At 61.5% G+C, this 15,950-nt stretch carries 15 protein-coding genes; 9 read left to right on the top strand and 6 right to left on the bottom strand.

Annotation, left to right across the window (positions count from 1 at the left end):
- Positions 1-225 precede the first annotated feature (225 nt).
- A complete protein-coding gene (locus tag ACMFWR_RS15865; protein WP_413192559.1) occupies positions 226-417 on the top strand; it encodes a hypothetical protein in 192 nt (63 codons plus the stop codon).
- 245 nt (positions 418-662) lie between these two features.
- Positions 663-2,039 (top strand): chloride channel protein, encoded by a 1,377-nt coding sequence (locus ACMFWR_RS15870; RefSeq protein ID WP_413192560.1) that lies wholly within the window; start codon positions 663-665, stop codon positions 2,037-2,039.
- A gap of 198 nt (positions 2,040-2,237) precedes the next feature.
- Here the strand turns inward: ACMFWR_RS15870 and ACMFWR_RS15875 are convergent, their stop codons facing one another.
- From ACMFWR_RS15875 to minC, 4 genes are all read right to left on the bottom strand, one after another.
- Positions 2,238-2,372: a hypothetical protein gene (locus tag ACMFWR_RS15875; RefSeq protein WP_413192561.1), complete on the bottom strand. Its 135-nt coding sequence runs from the start codon at positions 2,370-2,372 to the stop codon at positions 2,238-2,240.
- A 243-nt stretch (positions 2,373-2,615) separates the two neighbouring features.
- Positions 2,616-2,867 carry a cell division topological specificity factor MinE gene (minE, locus tag ACMFWR_RS15880; protein WP_413192562.1) on the bottom strand — a complete coding sequence of 84 codons (252 nt, stop codon included), beginning with the start codon at positions 2,865-2,867 and terminating at the stop codon, positions 2,616-2,618.
- Between the two features lie 9 nt (positions 2,868-2,876).
- Positions 2,877-3,692: a septum site-determining protein MinD gene (gene minD / locus ACMFWR_RS15885; RefSeq protein WP_413192563.1), complete on the bottom strand. Its 816-nt coding sequence runs from the start codon at positions 3,690-3,692 to the stop codon at positions 2,877-2,879.
- Positions 3,693-3,759: 67 nt separating this feature from the next.
- Entirely contained in the window at positions 3,760-4,641 is an 882-nt protein-coding gene (gene minC, locus ACMFWR_RS15890) for a septum site-determining protein MinC (RefSeq protein WP_413192564.1), read from the bottom strand.
- A 537-nt stretch (positions 4,642-5,178) separates the two neighbouring features.
- Here minC and ACMFWR_RS15895 point away from each other — a divergent pair.
- The 4 genes from ACMFWR_RS15895 to ACMFWR_RS15910 all read left to right on the top strand — a co-directional run bounded on the left by ACMFWR_RS15895 (position 5,179) and on the right by ACMFWR_RS15910 (position 11,051).
- On the top strand, positions 5,179-6,840 hold the full coding sequence (locus tag ACMFWR_RS15895; RefSeq protein ID WP_413192565.1) for a methyl-accepting chemotaxis protein: 1,662 nt from the start codon (positions 5,179-5,181) through the stop codon (positions 6,838-6,840).
- 545 nt (positions 6,841-7,385) lie between these two features.
- The gene (locus tag ACMFWR_RS15900; protein WP_413192566.1) at positions 7,386-9,461 is read left to right on the top strand and encodes a M3 family metallopeptidase; all 2,076 of its coding nucleotides are present in this window, start codon (positions 7,386-7,388) and stop codon (positions 9,459-9,461) included.
- Between the two features lie 48 nt (positions 9,462-9,509).
- A complete protein-coding gene (locus tag ACMFWR_RS15905) occupies positions 9,510-10,019 on the top strand; it encodes a DUF1993 domain-containing protein (protein ID WP_413192567.1) in 510 nt (169 codons plus the stop codon).
- Between the two features lie 51 nt (positions 10,020-10,070).
- Positions 10,071-11,051 carry a Gfo/Idh/MocA family protein gene (locus ACMFWR_RS15910; protein WP_413192568.1) on the top strand — a complete coding sequence of 327 codons (981 nt, stop codon included), beginning with the start codon at positions 10,071-10,073 and terminating at the stop codon, positions 11,049-11,051.
- A 114-nt stretch (positions 11,052-11,165) separates the two neighbouring features.
- On the opposite strand, the gene ACMFWR_RS15915 is transcribed toward ACMFWR_RS15910, so the two are convergent.
- The gene (locus ACMFWR_RS15915; protein WP_413192569.1) at positions 11,166-12,176 is read right to left on the bottom strand and encodes a LysR family transcriptional regulator; all 1,011 of its coding nucleotides are present in this window, start codon (positions 12,174-12,176) and stop codon (positions 11,166-11,168) included.
- Positions 12,177-12,278: 102 nt separating this feature from the next.
- Here ACMFWR_RS15915 and ACMFWR_RS15920 point away from each other — a divergent pair, with 102 nt between their 5' ends.
- Positions 12,279-12,893, top strand: a complete 615-nt coding sequence (locus ACMFWR_RS15920; protein WP_413192570.1) for an NAD(P)-dependent oxidoreductase — start codon at positions 12,279-12,281, stop codon at positions 12,891-12,893.
- Between the two features lie 111 nt (positions 12,894-13,004).
- Here ACMFWR_RS15920 and ACMFWR_RS15925 read toward each other — a convergent pair whose 3' ends face one another.
- A complete protein-coding gene (locus ACMFWR_RS15925; RefSeq protein ID WP_413192571.1) occupies positions 13,005-14,018 on the bottom strand; it encodes a LysR family transcriptional regulator in 1,014 nt (337 codons plus the stop codon).
- 244 nt (positions 14,019-14,262) lie between these two features.
- On the opposite strand from ACMFWR_RS15925, the gene ACMFWR_RS15930 reads away from it, so the two are divergent.
- On the top strand, positions 14,263-14,757 hold the full coding sequence (locus tag ACMFWR_RS15930; RefSeq protein ID WP_413192572.1) for a hydroxyquinol 1,2-dioxygenase: 495 nt from the start codon (positions 14,263-14,265) through the stop codon (positions 14,755-14,757).
- A 124-nt stretch (positions 14,758-14,881) separates the two neighbouring features.
- A complete protein-coding gene (locus ACMFWR_RS15935) occupies positions 14,882-15,877 on the top strand; it encodes a hydroxyquinol 1,2-dioxygenase (protein ID WP_413192573.1) in 996 nt (331 codons plus the stop codon).
- The last annotated feature ends 73 nt before the right edge of the window (positions 15,878-15,950 follow it).

The following is a 15,950-nucleotide window of genomic DNA, read 5'->3' on the forward strand; positions in this document are numbered from 1 at the left end:
TCTAGCATAGTTACTCAATTTGTAAATAAATCAGGGAATTTCTGCCGAGGAACCCTCCTAAAACAAGGGAAAGTCCTGATCCGACAAGGGCTTGCAATGATTTTGATCAGCCTTTTGACGGCCTATACTCGAAACAAAAAGCAGGATCAGGCAAGCGCCGGCCGATGGCGCTCGCGCCTCTTCGCCCGCACACGCGAGAGGCGGTTTTGTCGAGAGGATGCCGCGATGATGCTTCCCCACCTGACCAATGGCGACATCGTGACGATGATTGCGCTCGCGCTCATCGGCACCCTGGTCGTTGCGCTGCGCTCGAAACACATGACCGTATTCGGTTTGTGCGTCAAGGCGCTGCTTGTTGATATCGGTGCCGTGCTGATCGTGCTGATCGCACTCTTTCTGCCCGAGATGGTGCTGTGACCGAAAGCGGTTCGTTGCTGTAACCCGTTCGATCGCAGTTCTTCCTTCGCGTCGCAAGGCATGGCCGCGTTCGCCTCAAAACGCGGCGATCGACCCGGCGACGACACCGCATCGACACCGTATCTGCGCCGCCAGCATCATCGCGATCACCGTCACGCAGCATCACGCGACGCCGCCTCCGTATGGTCTGTTCTCCAGAGCATCGTCATCGCGTCCTATAATCGCCTTTTGCCTGCGTGCCGACGATGTTCGAACCTTTCCAGCAATTTCACGGGCGAACTTACCGCCATGCCCGACGCCTGATGCGCAAATATGGCGTGTTCTGGATCGGCGCCATCGTGGTCGGCCTTATCGCAGTCCTGTATGCGCGACTCATCGATCTTGGGTTCGATCTGTTCCTGCGCATGGAACACACCTACTTCTGGTTGCCGATCTTCGTCACCCCCGCCGCGTGTGCGCTCTCGGTGTGGCTCACGCGACGCTACTTCAATGGGGCAGAAGGCAGCGGCATCCCGCAGGTCATTGCGACGCTTCAGGTCGGCGGCGAACGCATGGGCGAGAAACTGCTTTCGCTACCCGTCGTCGCGGGCAAGATCGTGATTTCGCTGATCGCCATCATCGGCGGCATGACGATCGGACGCGAAGGTCCGACCGTGCAGGTCGGCTCGGCGATCATGTTCAATCTGCGGCGCTTCTATCCCCGCGCAAACGCACTGATCGATCGACAGCTCGCACTCGCGGGCGCGGCTGCCGGCCTGTCGGCGGCGTTCAACACGCCATTGGCGGGTATCGTGTTCGCGATCGAGGAACTCACGCGCAGTTTCGAGGCGCGAGCGAGCGGTGTCGTGATCACGGGGATCGTCTTCGCCGGGATCGTCGCGCTGGCCATCAACGGCAACTACACGTACTTCGGCTCGATGAACGTGACCGGGCCGTTCCCGAACACGATGGCTATCGCGGTCGTCGTGACTGCAATCGTGACAGGGATCGCCGGCGGCATTTTTGGCTGGCTTCTGCTCAACACGCGCCGCTGGATGCCGGCAAAGCTTCTGAACATGCGTGCTGATTACCCGGTCCGCTTTGCTGCGCTCTGCGGTCTCGCGGTGGCGGTGATCGGTATCGTGGCAGGCGGCAAGACGTTCGGCAGCGGCTACACCGAAGCACGCGGCCTGCTTGACGGAGGTCAAGCGCTGTCGGTGTTCTATCCGCTGCTGAAATTCGCATCGATGGTCGGTTCCTACCTGCCCGGCATTCCCGGCGGGATCTTTGCGCCTTCGTTGTCGATCGGCGCGGGCATCGGCAACGCGCTGCACAGTCTCTTCAGTTCGATGTCGCTGCCGATGCTGATCGGCCTGGCGATGGTCGGGTATCTCGCCGGCGTGACGCAGTCGCCGATCACGGCGTTTGTGATCGTGATGGAAATGATCAACGGTCACGCACTCGTGATTTCGCTGATGGCGACGGCACTCATTTCGAGCCGCGTATCGAGGATCTTCACGCCACCGCTCTACGAGGCGCTGTCCGAACGCTACGCGGCTCAGGCTCACGCCGCCACGGCCCCTCCGCCGGAGACAGAACCCGACCCGCACGCGACGGCCCATCTCGAACAGCATCCGCACTAAGGCCGGAGTCGCGCCGCCGTCACGCCACCATCAAGCGACAGTCACGCTGCGATCCAATCACTATCGAGCGACGACCGAGCAAGGACCGAGCGACAATCGAGACGCAACCCGGCAACAACCGAGGAACGACCGACCGGCAACAACGCAGCAACAAAGCAAAAGGCACGACGAGACTCACGTCTCATCGTGCCTTTTTTATCAATGGTAGTAGTACCCGTGGTCGTGATGGTAGTAACCGCCTCCGTAGTACGGGCCGCCGGCCGGTACGACGATGCAGCCGCTGAGCAGCGAGGCGAGGACCGCGGCGGCGGTCAGCATGACGAGCTTCTTCATAAGGTTCTCCACTTGGATACAGACCCGTCTTCGACGGTTGTGTCCATTTAATGTGTGAACCCCTGCCGCGGTCGACACCCCGACTATTACGCGGTGCCATGGTTTGTGAACGAATGTTGCGTGCGCCGTTCACATCCCGTGTGCCTCTACCAAAAAAGCCAGTCCAAACAACCCCTGCCCGCCAGTGGCCTCGAAAAAACCGCGATTCGGGCCTAACGTTTGGTTACGAGTGCTACGGCCGTGCTACGCCTGAGGAATCTCGATCTTGACTTCGAGCACCTCGAGATTGTCCTGCCGTTCGAGCGACACGCGAATATCGTCGTTCGAGATCTTCACGTACTTCGAGATCACCGCAACGAGTTCGCGCTGGAGCGCGGGCAGATAGTCGGCGCTCGTGTTGCCCGCGCGTTCGTGCGCGATGATCAGCTGCAGACGCTCCTTCGCAACTGAAGCCGACTTCTTCTTTTCGCCCAGCAAAAATGAAAGTATCGACATACTCCCCCCTTACTTGCCGCCGAAGATCCGCGACAGCAGCCCGGGCTTCTGGTAATCGGTGAATCGCATCGGCTTGTCTTCGCCGACAAAACGCGCGACGACGTCCTTGTACGACTCGGCAACGTCGGAGCCATCGATATGGATCGCCGGCACGCCCTGGTTCGAAGCATGGAGCACCGACTCCGACTCGGGGATCACGCCGATCAGCTGAATGCGCAGAATTTCCTGAATATCGCCGAGCGACAGCATCTCGCCTTCGACAACGCGCTTCGGGTTGTAACGCGTAATCAGCAGGTGTTCCTTGATCGGATCCTTGCCTTCGATCGCACGCTTGGTCTTCGACGCCAGAATGCCGAGAATGCGATCCGAGTCGCGAACCGACGACACTTCGGGGTTCGTGACGATCAGTGCTTCATCGGCAAAATGCATGGCCATCAACGCGCCCGATTCGATACCGGCGGGCGAGTCGCAGACGATGTACTCGAAGCCCATGCCGATCAGGTCTTCAATGATCTTGCCCACGCCTTCGAGCGTCAGCGCATCCTTGTCGCGCGTCTGCGACGCGGGCAGGATGAACAGGTTCTCGCACTTCTTGTCCTTGATCAGGGCCTGGTTCAGATTGGCTTCGCCCTGGATCACATTGATCAGGTCATACACGACACGGCGCTCACAACCCATGATCAGGTCGAGGTTACGCAGACCCACGTCGAAATCGATGACTGCGGTCTTGGCGCCGCGCAGTGCGAGGCCCGACGCGAAACTCGCGCTGGTTGTGGTCTTGCCCACACCGCCCTTGCCCGAAGTCACCACAATGATTTTTGCCATTCCTGGTCCTGTTATAGATCGGTGATTTGCATGAAGTCGGCGGGGATCGTCGTCGCCCCGCCGGCGGTCAATTCAGACGCAGTGTCTCGAACAACAGCTTCTCCTGATCCAGGCGGACCTGAACGGGCTTGCCGACCACATCGGGCGGCAACGCGTTTTCGGTGGTCCGGTAGATTCCTGCGATCGAGATCAGCTCGGGTTCGAGGCACGTACAGAAAATCCGTGCCGCATGATTGCCGTGCACGCCGGCCAATGCCCGGCCGCGCAGCGGCGCATAAATATGGATATTGCCTTCAGCGATCACTTCCGCGCCGTAGCTCACGAGACCGAGCACGACGAGATCGCCCTTTGAATAGACTTGCTGACCCGACCGCAGCGGCTTGTCGATCACAAGCGTCGGTCGCACGACGAGCCCGTCGCCGCCATTCGCGTTCGTGCCGCCCGCCTGCGCACCTTGCTGAGCCGCGGCGCCGAGGCCAGGCACATTCGTGGTGCTCGCGCCAGTCGTCACCGCAGCCGAATCGGGGTTCGATGCCGAGCCATTGTCGCCGATCGCCAGTTCCGCCTGAGCGGGACCGTCGGTCTCAGCCTCCCGCGAATCCCGGGTGTCCTTAGGGTCCTTGATGCCGCGACGGTCGCGCGACTCGACGAGCGGCAGGCTGCCTGCGCCCGCCCACTCGCGCTGGGCCTCGCTGGCCACCACGCCGATCGGCCGCATCCGGACCTGTTCGAGCAGATGGACGAGCGCACTCATCTCGATCTTCTCGCCTGCCTCGAGGCGGCGCAGATCGATCGCGACAACGTCATTCGCGAAAAACTCGGGCGTCGCCTCGAAGCGACGCGTGAGTTCCTTGCTCAACGCGTCGAGATCGGTCGTCTTGACCGAAAACAGCAACGTGTCGACCGAGCCGCTGCGCAACTCGAAATACGGCGTCTTTTTCTGCGACATAGGAAGGGGTAAAAAATTTGCCGGCTATTTTACAGGCGTCGGCCGGGAACTCAGAAAAAATCCAACTTCGGTATGCCATTTGCACACCTCGCGCAGTGGCGACGAAGCATAACGGCGAAACACGTAAGAATGACATCTAAACAGAAAGCGTGAAAACGCCGCAGCAAGATATCGCCGAACCCTGAGCGATCGATGAGCGATCTGTGTCAGCGCTTCAGACAAATACCTGCATCTCCCGGCATGGATTTGAGCACCCGCCGTGTGCCTCACATAGCGCGTCACACGGCGCCTCACACAGCGATATCGGTAAGGTATACCGCGCGTATGAACGTTCCGATAGTTGCATACCAAACTGCTCGCATGGATATTCGAATAACCACTCGAATATTTCGCACTCCCTCAAACACGCCTTCAAACTGGTTCTAAACCACCCCGCATAAACCCTCATTTAGAGCGTGATGCCGCGTGCCGATAACTCACTGGCGGGGCCGGTGTAACGCTCATACCGGCAGGAACGCTCAACGGGGAATTGAAAGCATGCTGAAAAACATCACGATCCGCGGTGGCCTGACGCTGGTCATCGGGATATTCGTCGCCTTCCTGATCGTCGTGATCGGGGTGGGGTTCGCGGGGCTCAAGCTCGCCAACAGCGGACTGCACGAAGTGCAGCACAACTCCGCCGCGCTTTCGAACCTCAAGACAAGCTCTGAAAAACTGCTCAAGTCGCGACTGGCGCTCGGCAGCTACGAGACCTTGTTCAGTGTCGGCAAGCAGACGGACGATCTGCTCCCGGCTGCACACAAGGTGCTCGTCGAGTCGAGCAACGATTTCGCTCAGTATATGAACACGCCGTTCTCCTCGCCCGAGGAGCAACGTCTGGCTGAAGCCGTCGCCAAAGCGCGCAAGACGCTTGTCGACGATGCGATCGAAGTCGAATTCAAGGCACTCAACGACAACGACTTCACCACGTTCCGTCAGATTCAGGGCGAAACCGCGAACAACCTGTACGCGAGCTACTCGAACGCGATCAACGCGCTCGAGGACTATCAGGTCAAGATGGAGCAGCAGCAAGCCGACGTCGCAAGCAAGCGCTTCACGATCGCATCGAGCCTGTTTCTCGCCGTCGGTGCGATCACGATCGTCGTTGCGTTGGCCGCGCGCGTGATGCTGTCCGCCGCGCTCGTCAAGCCAGTCCGTCACACGATGGAACACTTCGAGCGCATCGCGGCGGGCGACCTGAGTGTCGAGATCCGCGGCGGCGGCAAGAACGAAATGGGTCAGCTGCTCGTCGCGTTGCAGAAGATGCGAGAAGGCCTGATCTCTACGGTATCGCAGGTTCGCGGCAGTACCGATGCGATTCACCTCGGCACCAACGAAATCGCGGCGGGCAATATCGATCTGTCACGCCGCACCGAGCAGCAAGCCGCGGCGCTCGAAGAAACCGCGGCGAGCATGGAAGAGCTGTCGGCGACCGTCAAGCAGAACGCCGACAACGCGAAGCAGGCCAGCCGCCTCGCGCACAACGCATCGGACACGGTCACGCGCGGTGGCGAAGTGGTCGGCCAGGTCATCCACACGATGGATGGCATCACGCAGTCGTCGCGCAAGGTCGCAGAGATCATCAGCGTGATCGAAGGCATTGCGTTCCAGACCAACATCCTTGCGCTGAACGCAGCAGTTGAAGCGGCACGTGCGGGCGAACAGGGCCGCGGCTTCGCGGTCGTGGCCTCCGAAGTGCGCAACCTCGCGCAGCGTTCGGGCACGGCGGCGAAGGAAATCAAGGACCTCATCGGCACCTCGGTCGCGCGTGTCGAGGAAGGTTCGGCACTCGTGAACCAGGCCGGCGCCACGATGAAGGAAGCCATGACATCGGTCGAGAAGGTGACCGACATCATGGGCGAGATCGAAGCGGCCGCACGCGAGCAAAGCGACGGCATCGAGCAAGTCAACAAGGCCATCACGCAGATCGACGAAGTCACGCAGCACAACGCGGCACTCGTTGAAGAAGCCGCTGCATCGGCGAAGTCGCTCGAAGAACAGGCTGCGATCCTGCGTGATGCAGTCGCGGTGTTCCGGCTCAGCGGCGGACAAAGCGGCAACGGCGGCAGTGATGCGCGTCGCGATTCGCAAGGCTCCGGCGCCCAGGACGCATCACGCCGCCGCGCGGCCTATGCGGAGCACGAGTTGCGCACGGCCTGAGGTCACTCACCTCAGTCGTACATGTTCGAACTTGTCCACGGTTTATGTTGAAAGGGCTGTGGACAAGCGCTGGAATAAGTTTTCAAGTCATTGATCGCATGCGCGAAATCGCATGCGATTCAAAAACGTGCGCGAACGCTCGCGCACCGTCTTCAGACTCGCGTCACACGCTGTGACGCGAGTTGTCCCCAGGAAATGTTGGCAAGGTTGTGGACAACCGCCCGCATAACTTTCCAAGCATCTGATCCGACACGCAAAATCACTCACGACGCAAAATCGTGCGAGGTGACACGGCGCATCGTCGTGATTCTCTTCTTTGCATTCCCTTCGCATCGATGCCCGCCGTCTCTGCGCAACGACGGCCGCACCACAAAGCAAGCGTCCACGGCGACCCGCCATGCGACCGTCGTTCAGCAACCCGCCCCTCAAGAAGCGGAAATCCTGCCCGTCACATGCTGCATTGCCTTACTGCACCGAGGTTCGTGCAAAACGCTGCGCACCGGACTACTATCTTCGTCTCGCTTCTTCGATCTTCCGATTCGGCCATGTCAGACTCGCTCGCTTCGAATCCACTGCTGCAGCCCTGGAACACCCCTTATAACCTGCCCCCGTTCGACAAGGTCAAGCCCGAGCACTATGTGCCCGCGTTTGATGTCGCGATGGCCGAGCATCTTCGCGAACTCGACGCGATTGCCGCCAACGCGGCCGCACCCGATTTCGTGAACACGGTCCAGGCCTTCGACGAATCCGGTCGCCTGTTCATGCGTGTGAGCAATCTGTTCTGGAACCTGACCTCGAGCGAAACGTCGCCCGCGTTGCAGACCCTGGAAATGGAGTTGTCGCCGAAACTCGCGGCGCACGCCAACGCCACCTATATGCATGCCGGCGTCTTCGCGCGCATCGCGGCCCTCTACGCGCGGCGCGACACGCTCGGTCTCGACAGCGAGCAATTGCGCCTGCTCGAGCGCAAGCATCTGGACTTCGTGCGTTCAGGCGCCCTGCTTTCCGACGCCGACCGCGCGCGCTATGCCGAACTGACCGAAGAGCTTGCGACGCTCTCCACGCAGTTCTCGCAGAACGTGCTCGCCGACGAATCGACATTCGCGCTGACGCTGACGAGCGAAGCCGATCTCGCGGGTCTGCCTGAATCGGTCCGCGAGGCCGCTCGTTCGGCGGCCGCCGAACGCGACCTGCCTGAGGGCAGCTACGCGATCACGCTGTCGCCGTCGATCGCCGAACCGTTCATGACGTTCTCGACGCGTCGCGATCTGCGCGAAACCATCTGGCGCGCACGGGTCGCACGCGGCGCGCACCCCGGCGAGCACGCGAACTACGCGATTGCGGCCCGCATCATCGAGTTGCGCCAGCAACAGGCGGCCATGCACGGCTTCTCGACCTATGCGGAATTCAAGCTCGACGACAGCATGGCGCGCACGCCCGAAACCGCAAACGACTTGCTGATGCGCGCCTGGACGCCCGCACTCGTAAAGGCAGACGCCGACCGCGCGCGCCTCACGGCGATGGCGACCGAACTCGGCGAGCCGACGCCCATCGAGGCATGGGACTGGCGCTATCTGGCCGAACGTGTTCGCCAGACGAGTTACGACCTCGACGATGCCGAACTCAAGCCATACTTCTCGCTCGAGAACATGATCGGCGCGATGTTCGATTGCGCCCACCGCCTGTTCGGCGTGCGCTTCGTCGAAAAGCGCGGCGTGCCGCTCTATCACGCCGACGCGCGACTGTGGGAAGTGCTCGACCGCACCGGCAAGCAGATCGGCACGTTTATCGGCGATAACTACGCGCGCCAGACCAAGCGTGGTGGCGCATGGATGAGCATTTTCCAGAGCCAGTCCGCGATCGATGGCGGCACGTTGCCGATCGTCATCAACAACAATAACTTTGCGAAGGCCGAACGCACGCTGCTGAGCTTTGACGACGTGCGCACGCTGTTTCATGAATTCGGTCATGGCTTGCACGGTCTGCTGTCGAACGTCCGCTACGAAGGTCTTGCGGGCACGCAGGTGCTCAACGACTTTGTCGAGCTGCCCTCACAGATCTTCGAAAACTGGGCCGAAGAGCCGGAGGTACTCCAGCGTCACGCGCGCCATATCGACACGGGCGAACCGATTCCTGCCGCGCTGCTCGAGAAGCTCAAGCGGGCCCGCCAGTTCAATCAGGCATGGGCGTCGGTTCAGTACGTGGGACCCGCACTGATCGATATGGCCTTGCATTCGCTGCCGAACGGCACGCCCGTCGATATCGCGGCATTCGAGGCCGAGCAATGCGCGAAGCTCGGTGTCCCCGCGGACATCGGCCAGCGGCACTATCTGTCGCACTTCCTGCATCTGTTCTCAAGCTCGAGTTACGCGGCCGGCTACTACGTGTACATGTGGGCCGAGGTGCTGGATGCCGATGGCTACAACGCGTTTATCGAGCGGGGCAGCCCGTTCGATGCCCCGACCGCCGAGCGCCTGTATCGCTACGTCTACAGCGCGGGCAACAGTTTCGAACCGGGCGCGGCCTATCGGGCATTCCGTGGGCGCGATCCGAAGGTCGAGCCGATGCTGGCCAAGCGCGGCCTCATCGATATCGACGAGGACATGTCCGTCAGCGCCTGATCGCATTCACGATCAGTGCGTCGACTCGTTACGTATAAGGAGAACACCATGGCGTTAACGATGTACCAGGCTTCCGTACCCGTGTTCGTGCGCGGTCTGCGCGTGTTGTCGACACTGGTCGGCAAGGCCGAGGCGTATGCCGACACGCACAAGATTGCGCCGGCCGTCTTGCTCGACGCCCGCCTCGCGCCGGACATGCTGCCCTTCACCGGTCAGATCCAGCGCGCAAGTGATACGTCCAAGCTCTCGGGCCAGCGCCTGAGCGGCGTGGCCGCGCCGCGCTTCGAAGACACGGAAACGAGCTTCGACGAACTGCAGCAGCGGATCGCGAAGACCGTTGCCTATCTCGAGACCCTGCAACCCGCGTCATTCCAGGGTGCAGAGGCACGCACCGTGCAACTGAACTTCGGCGATTTCAAGCCGAACTTCTCGGGCGACAACTACTTGCTGACCTTCGCGTTGCCGAACTTCTTTTTTCACGTGACGACGGCGCACGACATTCTTCGCCACAACGGGCTGCCGGTGGGCAAGCTCGACTATCTCGGACCGTTCAACTAAGCGACTCCCGACTCCCGGCGGCGCGCGCCAACCACTCCTTGAACTGACACCATGACACGCACCATTCGTTGGGGCATTCTCGGCCCGGGCAGGATCGCTACACAGTTCGCGCAAGGCATTCAGTCGGCGCCCGATGCAGAACTTGTCGCCGTTGGTTCGCGCTCGATCGACAGCGCGCATCGGTTTGGTGATCAGTTCAATGTCGCGCGCCGCTATGGCAGCTATGCCGAACTGGTGAACGATCCGGAGGTCGATGTCATCTATATCGCCGTGCCGCATCCGCAGCATGTGAGCACAGCCCTGCTGTGCCTCGAGGCGGGCAAGGCGGTGCTGTGCGAGAAGCCCTTCACGGTCAATCTCGCGGAGGCCGAACGCGTCGTCGCGAAGGCACGGGAAAAGCAGGTGTTTCTGATGGAAGCGCTCTGGACGCGCTTTATCCCGGCCGTCGTCCACGCGAAGGCACTCGTCGATAGCGGCGCCATCGGCACGCCGAAGATGGTGCAGGCCGATTTCGGCGCGGTGTTCAATGTCGACGACTCGCATCGCGTCATGGACCCGGCGCTCGCGGGTGGTGCGTTGCTCGATATCGGCATTTATCCGATTTCGGTCGCGACGTTCTTTCTGGGCCCGGTTGAAGACGTGCAGGCCAGTGCATCGATCGGTCACACCGGCGTCGACGAGCAAATCGCGGTCAGCATGCGCCATCGCGATGGCGGTGTGAGCCTGTCGGGCGCGACGATTCTCGCGCGCTCGCCGTTCGATGCCGTCATTACGGGCACCACGGGCCGCATCCGCCTGAACGGCGAACTGTGCCGCCCGCGCAGCCTGACGCTGACGCGCGGCGAAGGCGAGGAATATATCGAGCTGCCCTATGAAGGCAACGGTTACCAATTCCAGGCCGATCACGTGAGCGAGTGCCTGCGAGCGGGCAAGCTCGAAAGCGAACTGCTGCCGCTCGATCATTCGCTGGCCACGATGAAAGTGCTCGACACTGCGCGCGAGCGCATCGGTCTGCGTTATCCGTTCGAATAACCGGCGGCCCGCGGTTACAACGTCGATGTTGATGTCGATGCGATTGAGGAGCGCATGCCGATTCCGGCGCTGATACGTGGTGGGCGCAGCGTCGGTATGGGTTCATCGACTTCGCTACGCCTCCGTGACCCGGACCTTCTTCGGACGTGTCACGGGCACCGCGCCCCACATCGGATCGGCAGCGAAGTGCTCGGCGAGAAAATCGATCAGCGTGCGCAGAATCGCGGGCATATGCTTGCGTGACGCGTAGACCGCGTAGATCGTCATTTCATCCGGCCGATACTCTGGCAGCAGCGCGACCAGCTTGCCCTCGCGAATCAGTTGCTGCACCGCATACGCGGGCTGCATCGCGATGCCCGCACCGGCAACCGCGGCTTCACGCAACACCGTCACCTCATTCGCGCTCAGGTTGCCGCTCACCGGAATGGCGATTTGTTCGTTCGTTTCGTCGCCCGTCTCTGCGTCGGCTCCGACCGATGCAGAACGTTGAGCACCCGCACCCTCACTCGTCTCTCGCGGCGTGAAGCGCCAAATACTTTTGCCGAAGTACGTATAGGTCAGGCAGTTGTGCTCGCTCAGCGCCTCGGCCGTCATCGGCGTACCGTGGCGACGCAGATACTCGGGCGACGCACACACGATCGAAGGGCACTGGCCAAGCGGTCGCGCGATCAGGCCCGGGTCGAGATCACTCGTGACGCGAATGGCCAGGTCGACGCGCTCCTCGACAAGGTTCACGAGCCGGTCGACCAGCAGCATATCGATCGACGTTCCCGGATAGCGCTCGACGTAGCGCGCGATCAGCGGTGCAAGATAGGCGTGCCCGATCGACATGCTGCAGGTGAGCCGCAGCAAGCCGCGCGGCGACGCGTCCGCGTCGAGCGCGCAACGCATCGCGCCCGCGAGATCGATCATCTGCCGGCACCGCGGCAGCGTGTCCTGGCCGGCATCGGTGAGGCTCAGGCGCCGCGTGGTCCGGTGCAGCAGCCGCACGCCGACCCACTCCTCCATCTCGCTCAGGTAACGCGAGACCATGGCCCGCGACATATCGAGTGCCTGCGACGCACCGGTCAGGCTCCCGCGGTCGACAACTTCAACAAAGACTTTAGCTGCGGTCAGACGATCCATATGAATTCGCTCGATTCATGCAACAAACCCGTCGGAATTATCGTCTATTTCTGACCGAATCTAACGACTATGATCGACCCACCATTTCATCGAGGAGTCAGTATGAAAGTCGCTTTGATCGGCATCACGGGACGTCAGGGTTCGCGGCTCGCCACGGAATTGCTGAGCCGGGGCCATGAAGTCACGGGTATCGCACGCAATACCGCCAACGTCGCCGCGCAGAAGGGGCTGACCGTCAAGGAGGGCGATGCCACGCAGCCGTCGTCGCTCGTGCCGCTGATCGCCGGGCACGACGCCGTGATCAGCGCCGGCAAGTTCCAGAGCTCGAACGCCGCCGCGTTGACGAGCGCGGTTGCGCAAGGCGGCGTCAAGCGTCTGCTCGTCGTTGGGGGTGCCGCGAGCCTCGAGGCCGTGCCGGGCAAGCGTCTGCTCGATTCACCCGAGTTTCCTGAAGCGTATCGGCCTGAAGCGACGGCGGGCGCCGCATTCCTTGACGCCCTGCGCCAAGGTGATCAGACCGTCGACTGGACCTTCCTGTCGCCGCCTGCACTGCTCGAACCGGGCACGCGCACCGGCAAGTACCGGCTCGGCACCGACAACCTCATCGTCGATGCAGCAGGCAAGAGCTCGATCTCGATGGAAGACTACGCGATCGCGCTTGTCGACGAACTCGAAAAGCACGCGCATAGCCGCAAGCGTTTCTCGGTGGGCTACTAATCGCTGACTGCAGAGAAGCGACGCAGCGGGCCTCGTGCAGCTTCAACGCCGAGGCCATTTCGCAGCCCTTCATCGCCAACGACCGGCTTCTCCGGCCGTTCTCCAGGCCTTCTAGCGGCCCGACGACGCACCCGGCTCGATGTCGGGTGCGTGTCCCTCGACCCCATTGCCCTCAGGCAAGCCCGTCTCGTCGACCCCTTCGATATCCGTCGCGATGCCGAGCGCCTTGTCCCACTGCGGCTCCGATTGAAAGCGCGCGCGCAGGAAGTCGACGAATAGCTTGACCTTGCTCGTCGAGCGATGCGACGTCGGGTAAACCGCAGAGAGCCACAGCGGCGGCGCGGCATAGTCCGGCAGCACGCGCACGAGTCGACGTTCGAGCAAGTCATTCGCCGCGACCATCGTCGGCAGATACACGACGCCGGCACCGGCACGCGCGAACTCGAGCAGCAAGTGCACGCTATTGGTCTTGAGCACGGGCGACAGCTCGATCTCGAAGCACTCGTTGCCCTTCATCAGCGGCCACTTGTCGCCCCACGGGTAATACGCGTAGCGCGCGAAATCATGGCGGATCAGATCGAGCGGCGTTTCGATAACCGGTTCGTCCTTCAGATACTGCGGCGCCGCGCACAACACGCCCCTCACCGGGAAAAGCCGCCGCTCGACAAGCGAGTTCGATGCGGGCGGATAGATCTGGAGCGCGACGTCGAAGCCTTCCTGTACCGGATCGACGATCCGGTCGCTCACGGTGACCTCGAACTCGATGCGCGGATAGGTCGCACGAAAATCGATCAGCGTGCGCGAGAAGTGCCCGAGTGCAAAACCCGGCAGCACGTGGATGTGCAACGTCCCGCTCAGCGCGAGCGTTTCCACTTGCGAGCGCGCCGACAGGTCGTACACCCGCTTGAGCAGTTCGGCGCAGTCCTTGTAGTAGCTCTCGCCGATCTCGGAGAGCCGCACCGCGCGCGTCGAGCGATGGAACAGCGCCACGCCGTAGTGCTCTTCGAGCTGCTTGACGCGTGCCGTCACCAACGATTTGCCGATGCCGAGCTGGCGCGCGGCGTTGGCGAAGCTCTCGGCTTCGGCGGCCTTCACAAAGGCTTCGATACTCAGGAATAGGTCCATGGTCGCGCGATTGTGTCGAGCGCAAACGAAACCTGTCAATTGGCGCGCGCCCTTGTTTTCCCTCACAAAAGCACGCATTCGCGGCGGAAATTCGTTACGCGCACACACACCGTCACCGTTCGCAAATTGCGCTGCCAGCGTTCGGAATTCCTGACCCTCGATGGATTGCTTCACGCGCCGCACGTCACTACTCTTTCCTCACAGCCACCGTGCATCTATCGACACGGACAACCTGGAGGACGACATGCAGCACACCATTTTCGGAAGTCTCGAGCACTTTCAGAAGGGATCGATCGAGATCATCAAGGGCGATGCGGGGAACTACGCGTTCTCCAATATCTACGAGGTCGCCAGCAAGGCGCCGCCCTATCAGAAGACCGTGGTCGGCAAGAATCTGAAGTTCGTCATCGAGTCGTTGCGCGCCGAAGGACAGTCGCCGTGGTTCGCTGCAGCGCACGACGAATTCACGGTCGTCATGGACGGTGAAGTCACCGTCCATTTCATCAAGCCCGACGCAGAAGGCTCACTCGCGCCGGCGGACTCCGAAGGCACCTACAAGCTCGATGCCGCTCCGCAGGGACGGTCGATGGGTTACGTGAAGCTGCGTCGCGGTCACCAGGCCTTGCTGCCTGCCGGCGTCGCGTATCAGTTCCGCGCGGAAAAGCCGGGTGTCGTTATCGTGCAGACCATTCTCGGCCCGAACTCGGTCGAGAAATGGAACGAGATCTGCCTGCACTGAGCCGACCTTACCGGTTTGCTTATGGGCTTCGCTTAACGGCTTCCTAGCGACTTCCTGAACCGACCCGTTACCGCGCCCGCAACGAACGCGCCACCGCATACGACTCCGCCACGAGGCACACACGATGGATATGTCCACTCTTCCCCAAAACGTCCGCGCAAGCCAGCCCGACTCGGTCACCGGCTACCGCACGTTCCAGCTCGGTCACTTCGAATTCACGCGCGACGCCTATTTCGTCACGGTCAAATGGCCGGCCAAAGGCTCGCAGCACTCCCATCAGATGCATGCCGACGCATTCCTGCGCGCCATGATGCGCGATATCGCATGGGGCTTCTTTTACGGCTGGGTCAACTTCGACGAAGTGCTCGGCACGCGCAACCACTATGGCAAGGTCGACCTTTATGCAGGCTCGTTCAACGCGAGCTACAAGGAGGCCGGCGTCGACTTCCTCGAACAGTTCGATACGCCGGTGATCATGGCGACCTTCAAGGCGATCATGAAGGACTGGGTCAATGAAGGCTTCGACCCGTTTGCCGCCCCCGAAGAAACCGGCACGGCATTCGGCGCCAAGCATGGCGATAACCTCGCCGCAATCGACCGCTCGCGTATCGCGACCAAACGCATGCCCGGGCTCGAAGGCGACTCGCCGTTGCGCGACGACTATCCGATCAACCGTCAATTCAACGACGTCGAGCAAGACGAGCCCGAGATCCACGCCGAACCCGGGTTCGAGAAGGAATTGCACGCGTTCAACCTGTTCAAGTACCTGTCGCGTTCCGACGTGACGTGGAACCCGTCGGTGACCTCGGTCTGCAAGGAAAGCCTGTTCTGCCCGACGACCGAAGAGTTCGTGCTGCCGGTGTTTCATGGCAACGACCGCGTCGAGTGGTTTCTGCAGATGTCAGACGAGATCGTCTGGGACGTCGCAGACAAGAACACGGGTGAACCGCGCGCACGCGTGACGATGCGCGCAGGCGATATCGCCGCGATGCCCGCCGATATCCGCCACAAAGGCTACTCACAGAAACGTTCGATGCTGCTCGTGTGGGAGAACGCCACGCCTAACCTGCCCAAGCGCTACGAAAGCGGCGAACTGTCACCGTATCCGGTGCAGTTCTAACACCGCACGCGCCGTCACTCACAACCGCCCGGTCATGCCGGGCGCCGGGGGCACGCTCGTCCCTGCGTACCCC

This window comes from Pararobbsia alpina, assembly GCF_965118125.1.
Taxonomy (GTDB): Bacteria; Pseudomonadota; Gammaproteobacteria; order Burkholderiales; family Burkholderiaceae; genus Pararobbsia; species Pararobbsia alpina_A.

Excerpts from the sequence above, each read along its gene's own strand:
- ACMFWR_RS15925 (WP_413192571.1), bottom strand. The coding sequence starts at position 14,018 with ATGGACCTATTCCTGAGTATCGAAGCCTTTGTGAAGGCCGCCGAAGCC.
- ACMFWR_RS15870 (WP_413192560.1), top strand. The coding sequence starts at position 663 with ATGTTCGAACCTTTCCAGCAATTTCACGGGCGAACTTACCGCCATGCC.
- ACMFWR_RS15905 (WP_413192567.1), top strand. The coding sequence starts at position 9,510 with ATGGCGTTAACGATGTACCAGGCTTCCGTACCCGTGTTCGTGCGCGGT.
- ACMFWR_RS15935 (WP_413192573.1), top strand. The coding sequence starts at position 14,882 with ATGGATATGTCCACTCTTCCCCAAAACGTCCGCGCAAGCCAGCCCGAC.
- ACMFWR_RS15875 (WP_413192561.1), bottom strand. The coding sequence starts at position 2,372 with ATGAAGAAGCTCGTCATGCTGACCGCCGCCGCGGTCCTCGCCTCGCTG.
- minC (WP_413192564.1), bottom strand. The coding sequence starts at position 4,641 with ATGTCGCAGAAAAAGACGCCGTATTTCGAGTTGCGCAGCGGCTCGGTC.
- ACMFWR_RS15930 (WP_413192572.1), top strand. The coding sequence starts at position 14,263 with ATGCAGCACACCATTTTCGGAAGTCTCGAGCACTTTCAGAAGGGATCG.
- ACMFWR_RS15895 (WP_413192565.1), top strand. The coding sequence starts at position 5,179 with ATGCTGAAAAACATCACGATCCGCGGTGGCCTGACGCTGGTCATCGGG.
- ACMFWR_RS15900 (WP_413192566.1), top strand. The coding sequence starts at position 7,386 with ATGTCAGACTCGCTCGCTTCGAATCCACTGCTGCAGCCCTGGAACACC.
- ACMFWR_RS15910 (WP_413192568.1), top strand. The coding sequence starts at position 10,071 with ATGACACGCACCATTCGTTGGGGCATTCTCGGCCCGGGCAGGATCGCT.
- minD (WP_413192563.1), bottom strand. The coding sequence starts at position 3,692 with ATGGCAAAAATCATTGTGGTGACTTCGGGCAAGGGCGGTGTGGGCAAG.
- ACMFWR_RS15865 (WP_413192559.1), top strand. The coding sequence starts at position 226 with ATGATGCTTCCCCACCTGACCAATGGCGACATCGTGACGATGATTGCG.
- ACMFWR_RS15915 (WP_413192569.1), bottom strand. The coding sequence starts at position 12,176 with ATGGATCGTCTGACCGCAGCTAAAGTCTTTGTTGAAGTTGTCGACCGC.
- minE (WP_413192562.1), bottom strand. The coding sequence starts at position 2,867 with ATGTCGATACTTTCATTTTTGCTGGGCGAAAAGAAGAAGTCGGCTTCA.
- ACMFWR_RS15920 (WP_413192570.1), top strand. The coding sequence starts at position 12,279 with ATGAAAGTCGCTTTGATCGGCATCACGGGACGTCAGGGTTCGCGGCTC.